This is a genomic window from Stenotrophomonas sp. STEN083 (genome assembly GCF_056759195.1).
The window spans coordinates 53,825-66,707 of record NZ_JBRRCU010000006.1 but is presented as its reverse complement, the minus strand read 5'-3'; the positions used below and the strand labels follow the sequence as shown (position 1 = coordinate 66,707).

Annotated in this window: 9 protein-coding genes; 7 read left to right on the top strand and 2 right to left on the bottom strand. The window is 62.7% G+C overall.

Annotated elements, in window-relative coordinates; all coding sequences use genetic code 11:
- Positions 1 to 812: 812 nt before the first annotated feature.
- Positions 813 to 1,913, bottom strand: a complete 1,101-nt coding sequence (dnaN, locus tag ACVOK8_RS03515) for a DNA polymerase III subunit beta (RefSeq protein ID WP_057629944.1) — start codon at positions 1,911 to 1,913, stop codon at positions 813 to 815.
- 367 nt (positions 1,914 to 2,280) lie between these two features.
- A complete protein-coding gene (gene dnaA / locus ACVOK8_RS03510) occupies positions 2,281 to 3,609 on the bottom strand; it encodes a chromosomal replication initiator protein DnaA (RefSeq protein ID WP_481565595.1) in 1,329 nt (442 codons plus the stop codon).
- 252 nt (positions 3,610 to 3,861) lie between these two features.
- Between dnaA and rpmH the strand changes: the two genes are divergently transcribed.
- The 7 genes from rpmH to ACVOK8_RS03475 all read left to right on the top strand — a co-directional run bounded on the left by rpmH (position 3,862) and on the right by ACVOK8_RS03475 (position 12,779).
- Entirely contained in the window at positions 3,862 to 4,002 is a 141-nt protein-coding gene (rpmH, locus tag ACVOK8_RS03505) for a 50S ribosomal protein L34 (protein WP_006404565.1), read from the top strand.
- A 38-nt stretch (positions 4,003 to 4,040) separates the two neighbouring features.
- Positions 4,041 to 4,502, top strand: a complete 462-nt coding sequence (gene rnpA / locus ACVOK8_RS03500) for a ribonuclease P protein component (protein WP_481565627.1) — start codon at positions 4,041 to 4,043, stop codon at positions 4,500 to 4,502.
- A complete protein-coding gene (gene yidC / locus ACVOK8_RS03495; RefSeq protein ID WP_481565594.1) occupies positions 4,502 to 6,211 on the top strand; it encodes a membrane protein insertase YidC in 1,710 nt (569 codons plus the stop codon). Before rnpA ends, yidC begins: the two co-directional genes overlap by 1 nt.
- A 260-nt stretch (positions 6,212 to 6,471) precedes the next feature.
- Entirely contained in the window at positions 6,472 to 9,153 is a 2,682-nt protein-coding gene (locus ACVOK8_RS03490; RefSeq protein ID WP_481565593.1) for a polysaccharide deacetylase family protein, read from the top strand.
- Between the two features lie 3 nt (positions 9,154 to 9,156).
- Positions 9,157 to 10,506 (top strand): tRNA uridine-5-carboxymethylaminomethyl(34) synthesis GTPase MnmE, encoded by a 1,350-nt coding sequence (mnmE, locus tag ACVOK8_RS03485; protein ID WP_481565592.1) that lies wholly within the window; start codon positions 9,157 to 9,159, stop codon positions 10,504 to 10,506.
- Positions 10,507 to 10,562: 56 nt separating this feature from the next.
- The gene (locus ACVOK8_RS03480; RefSeq protein ID WP_481565591.1) at positions 10,563 to 10,949 is read left to right on the top strand and encodes a VOC family protein; all 387 of its coding nucleotides are present in this window, start codon (positions 10,563 to 10,565) and stop codon (positions 10,947 to 10,949) included.
- A 213-nt stretch (positions 10,950 to 11,162) separates the two neighbouring features.
- Entirely contained in the window at positions 11,163 to 12,779 is a 1,617-nt protein-coding gene (locus ACVOK8_RS03475) for an ABC-F family ATP-binding cassette domain-containing protein (protein ID WP_481565590.1), read from the top strand.
- The last annotated feature ends 104 nt before the right edge of the window (positions 12,780 to 12,883 follow it).

Genomic DNA, 12,883 nt, shown 5'->3' with positions numbered 1-12,883 from the left:
AATCTGCTCCTACCATCACCACCAAGCTTTTGATTTATTCTCAGATTTAAAGCATAGAGCTCAGAAAACCGGCAGCCAGAAAGGGCGAAAAACCAGAGCTGTGAATCTTTGAATTCTGGGAGCTGGGATTCAGCTACAGGTTTCAGATTTCAAGAAATCCGAGGCCGATCTGCGACGGTTGCCACGTCTGCCTCGTCATCCCTTGGGAGCGGCTCCGGAATGGGGGCTGATTTCTTGAATTCTGAGAAACCGGTCAGCGTCCCAGCTCCCGGATTTCACCAATTTGGCTGCTCGCCCAGCGATGCCGATCGGGCTGGACGCTCTGAAACACGGAGAATGTCGAATTGCTGATCTTTGATCTCGTTAGCCAACACGAAGGATCAGCGGAACCATGCTCGGACATGGACGGCTGGTGCAGCCAGGCAGGGAAGAGGTTCTGTGGATCAAAGGCTTCCGGTAAGCGCTGACGCGATCGGATCAGACAGGAAATCCAGTGCAGGAATCTCGATGTGCTTCAAGGCAATGGCGAGGCCGATAGGCATGAACTGGAATCAGGTCTCTGGGCGCTGCTGTCGAATGGTTGCCGGCCCTGGTAGCTGGAGAACGCCTCGAGATTCATATCGGCCGGAGATCTGCCGGCTCTTCGCTGCTCCACCGAGGAAGCAGGCGGATAGGGCTGCCAAACAATCAGAAATCAGTGAATTCCAGGGCTTCGTCCTGGCTGTTCCACGTGGAACCTCAGCCAGAATCCAAGCCACAAAAAAACCCGGCACTAGGCCGGGCTTCTTCGTGTTCCACGTGGAACCTGCAGGTCAGAGACGCAGCGGCATCACCACGTGACGCGACTTCTCGCTGCTGGCTTCACGCACCAGTGCCGAGGAGTTCGAATCACGCAGCTGGATGACAACGTGCTCATCACGCAGTGCCGACAGGGCATCGAGCAGGTAGTTCACGTTGAAGCCGATAGCCAGATCGCTGACCACGGTATCGGCTTCGATTTCTTCCTGGGCTTCTTCCTGCTCCGGGTTGTGCGCGCTGATTTTCAGCTGGCCCGGCGTCACTTCGACGCGAACGCCGCGGTACTTCTCGTTGGAGAGAATTGCCGCACGCTGCAGCGAAGCACGCAGGGTTTCGCGCTCAACCTTCACTTCGCGGTCGGCGCCAATCGGAATCACTGCCTCGTAATCCGGGAAACGGCCGTCGATCAGCTTCGAGGTGAAGGTGACATCGTCGCGCTTCATGCGCACGTGGCTGCGACCGACTTCCAGCTCGACCTCGCGCTCGCCGCCTTCCAGCAGACGCTGCAATTCGGTAACGCCCTTGCGCGGCACGATGATCTGGCGCTTGGCGCCGTTATCGTTTTCCAGCGCGGTTTCGCACAGTGCCAGGCGGTGGCCATCGGTTGCGACGCAGCGCAGGATGCTGTCGCGCAGGTCGAACAGCAGGCCGTTGAGGTAATAGCGCACGTCCTGCTGCGCCATTGCGAAGGCTGTGCGCTCAATCAGTTCCTTCAGCGCCGCTTCCGGTACGACGACGCGCTCGGTGGCTTCAACTTCGTCGACTGACGGGAAGTCATTCGCCGGCAGGGTCGCCAGGGTGAAGCGGCTGCGTCCGGCCTGGACGGTGATCTTGTCGCCGGTCTGCGAAACCGTAATGCGGCTGCCATCGGGCAGGGCGCGGATGATTTCGAACAGCTTGCGTGCCGGGATCGTGGTTTCGCCGTCCTGGGCGTCTTCGACCGCGATGCGGGAGACCATTTCCACTTCCAGATCGGTACCGGTCAGCGAAAGCTGGCCGCCCTGAACCTGGACGAGGAAATTGGCCAGAACCGGCAGGGTCTGACGGCGTTCAACCACGTTGACAACCTGGGCCAACGGCTTGAGAAAGGCTTCGCGCTGCAGTGTGAAACGCATGTGGTTTCGTGCCCCTATGCTTTTAAAAGATGTGGATTAAATCAAAAGCTTGGTGGTGCTGGTAGAGCCAGATTTGGCTTAAAACACACCTAAGTGTTTGTTTTTAAATGTTTTATTGAAGCTGAAACCCATGTATTACTGACGCTGAGCTGGTGGGTGAACCTGTGGATAATTTTGACGCGGATTTGCCGACCAATTTTATCCACAACTTCTCCCAAGCCTGCCCCCGAATGATGCACCGTTTTGTGCGATGACGCCGCAGTGGCGTCGGTGCATCATTCGCTCCACTTACCGCCCAGACCCTGCTGCCCCAATGGTTTTCCCACCTGTTTCATCGATGAGCGTTTCCACAGGGCAGCGCCGGGGCTTACTCGCTGAGCTTGCGGATCAGCTTTTCCCAGTCCTCGCGCAGCTTGCCGTCGGTTTCCATCAACGTGCGGATCTGGCGGCAGGCGTGCAGCACCGTGGTGTGGTCGCGGCCGGCAAACGCATCGCCGATTTCCGGCAGGCTGTGTTCGGTCAGTTCCTTGGTCAGCGCCATGGCGACCTGGCGCGGACGGGCCAGTGAACGGGTGCGCCGCTTGGACAGCAGATCCTTGATCTGCAGGCCGTAGTAGTCGGCAACCGTTTTCTGGATATTTGGGATGCTGATGGCTTGTTGCTGGGCACGTAGAAGATCGCGCAGGGTTTCCTGGGCAAACTCGGTGGTGATCGCGCGGCCGGTGAAGTTGGCGCGGGCAGTCAGCGTATTGAGTGCACCTTCCAGATCGCGCACATTGGAGCGCATCTTCTTGGCGATCAGGAACGCCACGTCATCCGGAATCTCGGCGCCGCGTTCGCGGGCCTTGGCCAGCACGATGGCAGCACGGGTTTCAAAGTCAGGCGGCTCGATGGCCACCGACAAACCCCAGGCCAGACGCGATTTCAGGCGGGCTTCCAGGCCTTCCACTTCGCGCGGGTAGCGGTCACAGGTCAGGATGATCTGCTGCTTGCCGTCAAACAACGCGTTGAAGGTGTGGAAAAACTCTTCCTGGGTGCGGTCTTTGCCGGCGAAGAACTGGATGTCATCGATCAGCAGCGCATCGACCTGCTGGAACTGGCGCTTGAACTGGTCCATGGACTTTTCCTGCAGCGCACGGATCATCGCGCTGAAGAACTGTTCCGAACGCAGATACAGCACTTTTGCCGCAGGATTGGCCTGGCGCATGGCATTGCCGGCAGCCAGCATCAGGTGGGTTTTACCCAGACCGGTGCCGCCGTACAGCAGCAAGGGGTTATGCGCACGATCACCCGGCTTTTGCGCCGCCTGGAATGCCGCCGCCAAACCGAGCTGGTTGCTGCGGCCTTCGACGAAATTGGTGAAGGTGTAGTGGGCGTCGAGGTTGCCGTTGAACGGCACCACCGGCGCGGCCGGCACATAACTGGCGCTCGGCGCGACCAGCGGGGCCGGTTCCGGCGCACGCGGACGCGAGCCGATTTCCAGGATCACCTCGCCGAAACCGGCGAAATGGGTCAGCAATTCGCCGATGCGCGACAGGTAGCGTTCGCGCACCTGGTCGACGATAAAGGCATTTGGCGCGTACAGCACAAGGCTGTCAGCGCGTTGGTCGGCCTGCAGCGGCTTCAACCAGGTGTGGACATCTTCGGGCGGAAATTCCGCCTCCAGACGTTCGAGACAACGTGTCCAGGCATCCATCAGCAATAGTCGTCAAAGGCTTGCCAGCCGGGCGCAGAAAGCCGCCGGGCCACAGGCCGGAAGGGGGAAAGTGGATGGCCCAGACTACCACCGCAGGCCCGATGCGGGAATGCTTGTCCCGGATTTATTCACAGGCTCATCCACAAGATGTACACCGGCCTGTGGATAGCTTTGTCAAGCAAGACTTGACGTGACCCCGGCAGGGTCTATAGAATTTCCGGTTCTTTCCGTCCACTTCATACAGGTGCCCCAATGGCCACCAAGCGCACGTTCCAGCCCAGCAACCTCAAGCGCAAGCGCGATCACGGTTTCCGTGCTCGTATGAAGACCGCCGACGGCCGCAAGATCCTGTCGCGTCGCCGCGCCAAGGGCCGCAAAGTCCTCAGCGCTTGATTGCGTTGCCGCGTGAAGCGGCAATCGCAACACCGATCGTGATCAGTGCCTACCCGCGTAAGCGATTTCCTCGCTCTGCGCGGGTTCGTACGCGTGCCGAATATACAACGGTCTTCAACGGCGCCCGCCGTGTATCCGATCCCTTGATGACACTCCACTGGTTGAAAGGGGATACCCCTGCTCGACTCGGTTTGGCTGTGTCACGCAAGGTGGATACGCGTGCGGTCGGTCGTAACCGTATCAAGCGTGTGTTGCGGGATGCAACACGCCATCTACGGTCGTGCCTGAGTGGTGGCGATTACGTCATCGTTGCCCGATCCGCGGCCAAGACCGCCAGTAATCAACAGATCCGTGAGGCGTTCGAGCGCCTGCTGCGCCGTGCCGGCGCATTGCCCGTTGTGGCTGCGGGCGGCACAATGCCGCCGCACGAGGGCGCACCCGCCCCTCTTCCTTTGAACGGACCGGACACTTCCTCCGGTCGAGCCGAGCCTGCCTGCTGATGAACCAGACCCGTGTATTCCTGATTTTTGCCTGGCTGATGGTAGCCGTGCTGCTGTGGATGGAATGGGGTCGCGAAAAGGCCGCACCGGATCCGGCAACCGTGGCCACCACCCAGCCGGCCGTGCCGGGTGCCAATGACGTCGATCTGCATGCACCGGCTACCGCCGACGTGCCGCAAGCGACCGTGCCGGGCCAAGCGCCTGCTGCCGCCGCTGCACCGGGCATGGAAGCCGCTGCCAGCGCCCAGCGCGTGACCGTCACCACCGACGTACTGAAGCTGGTGCTCGACGGCCGCAGCGTGCTCGACGCCGATCTGCTGCAGTTTCCGCAGACCAAGGCCGCCGGCAGCCCGCCGGTGCAGCTGCTCACCGAAGACAAGGCGCATCCGTACAGCGCCACCGCCGGTTGGGCCAGCCAGAACAACTCGCCGGTGCCGGGCGCGAACGGCTTCCAGCCGGCGCAGGGTGTCACCGCCGTGGCCTTGGCCGATGGCCAGAATGAAGTGCAGGTGCCGTTCGTGTGGAACGGCCCGAACGGCGTCAGCATCCACCGCACCTACACCTTCAAGCGTGGCGATTACGCCATCAGCGTGAAGGATGAAGTGGTCAACACCGGTACTGCACCGTGGCAGGGCTATGTGTTCCGCAAGCTGGATCGCGTGCCGCCGGTGATCAACAAGGGCATGACCAACCCGGATTCCTTCAGCTTCAACGGCGCTACCTGGTTCAGCCCGGCCGATGGCTACCAGCGCCGCGCGTTCAAGGACTACATGGAAGACGGCCCGATCAACCAGACCATCAGTGGTGGCTGGGTGGCGATGCTGCAACACCATTTCTTCACCGCCTGGATTCCGCAGGCTGACCAGTCCGCGCTGTACCTGCTGTCGCAGAACGGCCCGCGCAACGTGATCGAAACCCGCGGCCCGGGCTTCACTGTGGCCCCCGGCCAGAAGGTCAGCACCGAGGCACGCCTGTGGGTTGGCCCGAAGCTGGTCAACCAGATCGCCAAGGAAGACGTGAAGGGCCTGGACCGCGTGGTCGACTACAGCCGCTTCTCGATCATGGCCATCATCGGCCAGGGCTTGTTCTGGGTGATGAACCAGGTGCACAAGCTGGTCGGCAACTGGGGCTGGGCCATCATCGGCCTGGTGATCCTGTTGAAGATGGCGCTGTTCCCGCTGGCCAATGCGCAATTCAAGTCGCAGGCCAAGATGCGCAAGTTCCAGCCGCGTATTGCGCAGCTGAAGGAGCGCTACGGCGACGACAAGCAGAAGTTCCAGACCGCGATGATGGAGCTGTACAAGAAGGAGAAGATCAATCCGCTGGGTGGCTGCCTGCCGCTGCTGATCCAGATGCCGATCTTCTTCGCCCTGTACTGGGTGCTGGTGGAATCGGTGGAACTGCGCCAGGCACCGTGGCTGGGCTGGATCCAGGATCTGACCGCGCGTGACCCGTACTTCATCCTGCCGATCATCAACATCGCGGTGATGTGGTTCACCCAGAAGCTGACCCCGGCTGTGGGCATGGACCCGATGCAGCAGAAGATGATGCAGTTCATGCCGCTGGTATTCGGCGTGATGATGGCCTTCATGCCGTCCGGCCTGGTCCTGTACTGGGTGGTCAACGGCGGCCTGAGCCTGCTGCAGCAGTGGTGGATGATCAAGAAGCACGGCGAAGACGCGCCGAGCAAGGTGATCGAAGCCAAGTAAGCAAAAGCCCGCCGCAAGGCGGGCTTTTCGCATGTGGGGGAGGCCACACCAAGACAGATCGTTCGGCTGTTTGTAGGAGCGGCGTAAGCCGCGAAGCAGGGACACCTTCAGATCGCACAGCTGCGAGGGGTTTAAGCAGTGTCGGCTTCGCGGCTTACGCCGCTCCTACAAAGGGGGCGGCATTTCGTCGCAAGCCGGCCTCTTCGCCTGTGGCGTTAGAATCACCACATCTGCTGCACCCTTTCACCCCCGAGCCTGCCATGCCCCGTTCGTTGTCGCGCCGCCTGATCCTGCCTGCCGTGTTGCTTGCCGCGTCAGCGATTGCCGGCTGTTCCAAACAGGACGAGACCGGTACCGCGACGCCAACCCAGGCCAGCGCACAGGCTGCAGCCGCGGCAAACCCAGCGGCGGCACCGCTGCTCATCGCACTACAAAAACAGTTGGATGGCCACCGCCGCATCGTCGTGTTGCTTGCCGATGAAGCGCAGCAATCGCCGGCCGATCGCCAGACTTCCAGCCGGATTGGCCAGCAGCTGTTTCACGATGGTCTGGAACAGCGCCAGACCATCGCCGCGCAGTTCGACGCCTTGCTGCGTGACCCCAGTCCGCAACGCTTTGCCACCCTGGGCACGGTGCTGGATTACGTCGAATCCTCGCCTGAGCTTTACGACGCCGACCGTCTGGCTTTCCGCGAAATACTGCGCGAACTGCATCAGCGCGTGGGCGCGGACTCCTCGCTGCCAGCCGTAAAGCTGCACCAGCGCATCGGCGAAGACCTGGACGCGCTCGATGAGATCGAGCGCAACTACAACCAGGAACTGACCCGCATCTTCAGCCGCTTCGAACGTACCCGCGCCATCGAGCTCAAGCGCGAGAAGTGGGACGACTATGTTGCCCACCTCAACACGCTGTACAAGCGCGATGCGATCCTGCGCGACTTCGGTGTGATCGAGCCCTACCCGATGTCGATGCAGGACAGCGACCGCGAAATCTTCGGACGCGACCTGCCAGCGAAGACCGTGGTGCTGACCTTCGACGACGGCCCGCACAAGGCGTACACCGATGAAGTCGTCGCCATCCTGCAGCGCTACGACGTACCGGGTGTGTTCTTTGAAGTTGGCCGCAATCTCGGCACAGTCGAGGCCGATGGCAAGGTCAAGCTCGGGTCGATGGCCGGCATCAGCCGCAGCCTGATGGAGCACGGCTACGCGGTCGGCAACCACAGCCTGACCCACGCGCAGCTGTCGCGCACCACCGGCGATGCCCTGCGTCAGCAGGTGCTGGATACCGACACGCTGCTCAAGGGCGTGGATGCCAAACGCGCGCCGCTGTTCCGCTTCCCGTATGGCGCGCGCAATGCCGAAGGCCTGCAGCTGCTCAACGAAGCCGGCCTGAAATCCATCATGTGGAACATCGACTCGATGGACTGGGCCGATCCGGTGCCCGAATCCATCGTGCAGCGCGTGGTCGACCAGGTGCAGAAGGAACAGCGCGGCATCATCCTGTTCCATGACATCCACGACCGCGCGGTGAAAGCGTTGCCGCAGATCCTCGACAAGCTGATCGCCGACGGCTACCAGTTCGCCGGCTGGAATGGCCGTGATTTCAGTGTCAGCCGTGCGCGCAAGGGCGCGGTGGCCGACACCACGGTCACCACCGGCTACGAAAAATCCTGGGCGATTGTCATTGGCATCGATGACTACGCCAAGTGGCCCAAGCTCGAATACGCCGGCCGCGACGCGCAGTCCATCGCCGATACGCTTACCGGCCAGTTCGGCTTCCCGTCCTCGCAGGTGATCGTGCTGAAGAACCAGCAGGCCACCCGCAACAACATCCTCGCTGCCTTCCACGACCGCCTTGCCGATGAGCGCACCGGCAAGAACGACCGCGTGTTCGTGTTCTTCGCCGGCCATGGCGCAACCCGCCAGCTCGCCTCTGGCCGCGACCTCGGCTACATCATTCCGGTGGATTCGGATCCGAACGAATTTGCCACCGATGCAATCGCGATGACCGACATCCAGAACATCGCCGAGAGCATGCGAGCCAAGCACGTGTTGTTCGTGATGGATGCCTGTTACAGCGGCCTTGGGCTGACCCGTGGTGGCGGTAGTTCCTCGTCGTTCCTGCGCGAGAACGCACGCCGCAGCGCGCGGCAGATGTTGACCGCCGGCGGCGCCGACCAGCAGGTGGCCGACAGCGGCCCGAACGGGCATTCGGTATTCACCTGGGTGCTGTTGCAGGCCTTGGCCGGCAAGGGCGATCTCAACGGCGATGGCCTGATCACCGGCACCGAGTTGGCTGCGTATGTGGCGCCTGCGGTGTCGGCGGTATCGCGGCAGACCCCGGCCTTCGGCAGTCTGCCGGGTTCGCAGGGCGGCGAGTTCGTGTTTCAGGTGCCGGACAGCCAGGAATTCCTCAACGCCGACACAAGCCAGCTCTCGGCTGATGCCATCGCACTGAACAGCCGGGTCGATGCCGTGCAGGACGCCAAGCCTGCGGGCAAGACCGAAGCACCGGTAACCGTGGCCGATCTGCAGGGGGGCAAGAGCACCCTGGTGGTGCCGGCCGCCGTACCGACTTCGGACCGTCAGCGCGCGCAGCAGGCCAATGATCGCGGCCTGCAGCTGTACCGCGAGAAGCGCTATGACGAAGCCGCCGTGCAGTTCACCGAAGCATTGAAGCTGCGCCCGGACTTCGCCCAAGCCGCGAACAACCTCGGCTTCGTCTATTACCGCCAGCAGCGCTTTGCCGAAGCCGCGCGCTGGCTGGAGAACACCTTGAAGATCGATCCCTCGCGCGCGGTGGCCTATCTGAACCTTGGCGATGCCTACTTCAAAGCTGGCGACAAAACCAAGGCCAAGCAGGCCTACAGCACCTATCTGGAACTGCAACCGCAAGGCAGCGGTGCAGCCCAGGCCCGCGCGCAACTGCAGAAGCTGTAAATCATGAGCGACGTGTCCACAGGCCAGACCATTGTTGCCATCGCCAGCGGCGCCGCTGCCGGTGGCGTTGGCATGCTGCGCGTCTCCGGCCCGCAGTCACTGCGCATCGCGGTTGCATTGGGTTGTCCACAGCTCAAGCCGCGCCACGCCTACTACGCCAAATTCCGCGATGATGCAGGCGAGATCATCGACGACGGTATCGCCCTGTACTTCCCCGGCCCACGCAGCTTTACCGGCGAGGACGTGGTGGAACTGCAAGGCCATGGCAGTCCGGTGGTGCTGCGCCAACTGCTTGCCCGCTGCATCGAGCTGGGTGCACGCCAGGCCCGCGCCGGTGAGTTCAGCGAGCGGGCCTTTCTCAACGGCAAGCTCGATCTGGCCCAGGCTGAAGCCATCGCCGACCTGATCGCCGCTGGCGATGTGCGTGCTGCCCGCGCCGCCCGTCGCTCGCTCGATGGTGTGTTCTCGCGCCGCGTGGAAGAAGTGGGTGAGCAACTGGTGCGGCTGCGCATCCATGTTGAAGCGGCCATCGACTTCGCTGATGAGCCGTTGGATACCCTCGGTGGCGCGCAGGTGCGGGCAGGCATCGAACAGGCCAAGGCCTTGCTGGCCCAGCTGCGTATCGACGCCGAACGCGGCCGCAAGCTGCGTGATGGTCTGCATGCAGTGCTGATTGGGCCACCGAACGCTGGCAAAAGCTCGCTGCTCAATGCACTCGCCGGCAGCGAGCGCGCCATCGTCACCGATATCGCCGGCACTACCCGCGACACCTTGCGCGAGACCATCCGCATTGACGGCCTGGAGTTGCAGCTGGTCGATACCGCTGGCCTGCGCGAGGGTGGTGACGCCATCGAACGCGAAGGCATGCGCCGCGCCCGCGCAGAGATGCAGCGCGCGGATCTGGCCATTGTCGTGCTCGATGCCCGCGACCCGGAAGCGGGCAGGGCAGCCATTGGTGACGCTGCCGCACAGGCCACCCGTCAGCTGTGGATACACAACAAGAGCGACCTGTTGCCGCAGTGGCCGCAGGACCTCGGCGAAGACAGCATTGCCTTGTCTGCCGCCAACGGCGAAGGCCTGGAACTGCTGCACGCGCGCCTGCGCGAGATCGCCAGCCACGGCGCAGGCGAGGGCATGCAGGGCGAGTTCTCAGCGCGTCTGCGCCACGTTGAAGCGCTGGCACTGGCCAGCGAGCATCTCGACGCTGCCGACGGTCAGCTGCATTACGACCAGCTGGAGCTGGCCGCCGAGGAGCTCCGGCTCGCGCATGACGCACTCGGCGAAATCACCGGCCGCATGACCGCGGACGATCTGCTGGGCAGGATTTTCTCGAGCTTTTGCATCGGCAAATGATGCCGGCGTGGAGCCAACGGCTCGCAATGGCCGGACAACACAACAGGAGATAGTGGATGTTTTCGCACATCGTGGTTGGCGCCAATGACATAGAGGCATCCAAGGCGTTCTATGACGCACTGCTGTCCACGCTCGGCGCAAAGCCTGGCTTTGTCGATCCCAAGGGCAACGTGGTCTATCTCCACGCCGGTGCCTTGCTGATCGTCGGCCATCCGCGCAATGGCGAGCCGGCTACCCATGCCAATGGCGGCACCATCGGCTTCAGCTGCGCCTCGCCGGACGTGGTGGAGGCCTGGCATGCGGCGGGTGTGGGCCACGGCGGTGTGAGCGTGGAAGATCCACCGGGACCGCGGCAAAGCCCGTTCGGTCCGCTCTATCTGGCGTATCTGCGTGACCCGGCCGGCAACAAGCTGTGCGCCACGCACCGTGCGGCGCAGGCCTGAGCAACGCCTTTCCGGGCAGCGGCGGCGCGGGCCAGTACACGCCGCCGGTTACTGACAGTTCTGTTTGCCACCGTTAGGCTAGGCCCTGTTACGGGATTCCCCCGCCAACGGAGTCAGTCCAATGCGCCATTGATGTCACCGTCTTGATGACGGTCCCTACCAGTCCTTGCTGCCGCTGGCGGTCGGGTGCTTCGGGCATCGATGGAATACCGCATGACAACTTCTATTTCCGTGACGCTGGACGGCGTCGCGTGGCAGACGCCCGATGGGCGCAGCCTGTTCTCCAACCTCAACGCACAGTTCGATGACCGCCCCACCGGTCTGGTCGGTCGCAATGGCGTGGGCAAATCCGTGCTCGCACAGATACTGGCCGGGCTGCGCCAGCCCAGTGCCGGGCACTGCCGTCGTATCGGTGAGGCCTACTACCTCGCACAGCAGGTACAGCTACAGACAGGACAGCGCGTAGCCGAACTCGCAGCTGTGGATAAGCGTGTGGATGCATTACGCAGGATTGAAGCTGGAAGCACGCTACAAGCGGATTTCGACGCAATTGGCGAGCAATGGAGCCTGTGTGAAACCTTGCAGCAATCACTGTCCGATGCAGGTTTGCACGGCGTGGATGCGGATACACCTGTGGATAAGCTCAGTGGCGGGCAATGCATGCGCGTCGCTCTGGTTGGTGCGCTGTTGCAGCCGGTGGAGTGGCTGATCCTCGACGAACCCACCAATCACCTCGATCACGCTGGCCGGCACTGGTTGGCAGAGCAGCTGCGCGCGAGAAAGCAGGGCCTGATCCTGGTCAGCCATGACCGGCTGCTGCTGCAACAGGTGGAACGCATTGTCGAACTGTCGCCGCAGGGGCTGCGCAGCTACGGCGGCAATCATGCGTTTTATGCACAGGCGCGCGCTGGCGAACGTGCGGCGGCCGAGGCCTTGCTGCAGCAACGTCGCCACGAACGCCGCAAGGGCGAACAGGCGCTGCGCGAGCAACGCCAGCGGCTGGAACAACGCAGCGCGCGCGGCAACCGCGATGCCGCCAATGCAAATCAAGCGCCGATCCTGCTTGGCCTGCAGCGGCAGCGTGCCGAAGCCAGTCTCGGCAAGGCGCGCGCGCAGTTGGATCAACGGCAGACACAGCTGCACCACGCGGTGCGCGAGGCGCAGGCGGACAGCGAAGCCGCCGCCCCGGTGTTGCTGGTCCCAAACGTGCAAACCAGCGGACCGGAGTGGGTGGTGCGTTCCACCGGACTGCAGCTGCCGCATGTGGCACCGGCGCTGCGCGCGCTGGACTTCAACCTGCGCCGGGGTGAACGCGTCGCCATCACCGGCGGCAACGGTGTGGGTAAGTCGACGTTGCTGAAGGTGCTGGCCGGGCAACTGCCAGCGCTGGCTGGCGACGTAAGCGTGCAGGTGCCAGCTGCCTTGCTGGACCAGCAACTGCAGCTGCTGCCTGCGCACAGCAGCGTGCTGGAAGCTTTGCGCCTGCGAAATCCAACCATGGCCGAGGGCGAACTGCGCAGCCGGTTGGCCTTGCTTGGTCTGGATGCAAACCAGGTGCAGATGCCTTCTGGCCTGCTCAGTGGCGGGCAACGGCTGAAAGCCGGGCTGGCCTGTGCGCTGTATGCCGATCCACCGGCACAGCTGCTGTTGCTGGACGAGCCCGGTAATCACCTGGACCTGGATGCGCTGGCGGCTCTGGAAGACCTGCTGCGCCAATACCAGGGCAGCTTGTTGCTGGTTTCGCATGACGAGGCGCTGCTGCAGGCCATCGGCATCACCGCGCGGCTACATGCCAGCGCGGATGGCTGGGAGTGGCAACGCAATCAGTGACGCGATGTTCTTCCGCACGTCACATGCGGCCGTCATGCTGCGCGCCTTGTTTTCGATAGGAGTGCTGACGGTGCGAAGCTGGGCCTGGTTGATGGCGGTGGGGG

What these genes read in the sequence shown, in the direction of transcription:
- dnaN (WP_057629944.1), bottom strand. Translation starts at nt 1,913, where the DNA reads ATGCGTTTCACACTGCAGCGCGAAGCCTTTCTCAAGCCGTTGGCCCAG.
- dnaA (WP_481565595.1), bottom strand. Translation starts at nt 3,609, where the DNA reads ATGGATGCCTGGACACGTTGTCTCGAACGTCTGGAGGCGGAATTTCCG.
- rpmH (WP_006404565.1), top strand. Translation starts at nt 3,862, where the DNA reads ATGGCCACCAAGCGCACGTTCCAGCCCAGCAACCTCAAGCGCAAGCGC.
- yidC (WP_481565594.1), top strand. Translation starts at nt 4,502, where the DNA reads ATGAACCAGACCCGTGTATTCCTGATTTTTGCCTGGCTGATGGTAGCC.
- ACVOK8_RS03490 (WP_481565593.1), top strand. Translation starts at nt 6,472, where the DNA reads ATGCCCCGTTCGTTGTCGCGCCGCCTGATCCTGCCTGCCGTGTTGCTT.
- mnmE (WP_481565592.1), top strand. Translation starts at nt 9,157, where the DNA reads ATGAGCGACGTGTCCACAGGCCAGACCATTGTTGCCATCGCCAGCGGC.
- ACVOK8_RS03480 (WP_481565591.1), top strand. Translation starts at nt 10,563, where the DNA reads ATGTTTTCGCACATCGTGGTTGGCGCCAATGACATAGAGGCATCCAAG.
- ACVOK8_RS03475 (WP_481565590.1), top strand. Translation starts at nt 11,163, where the DNA reads ATGACAACTTCTATTTCCGTGACGCTGGACGGCGTCGCGTGGCAGACG.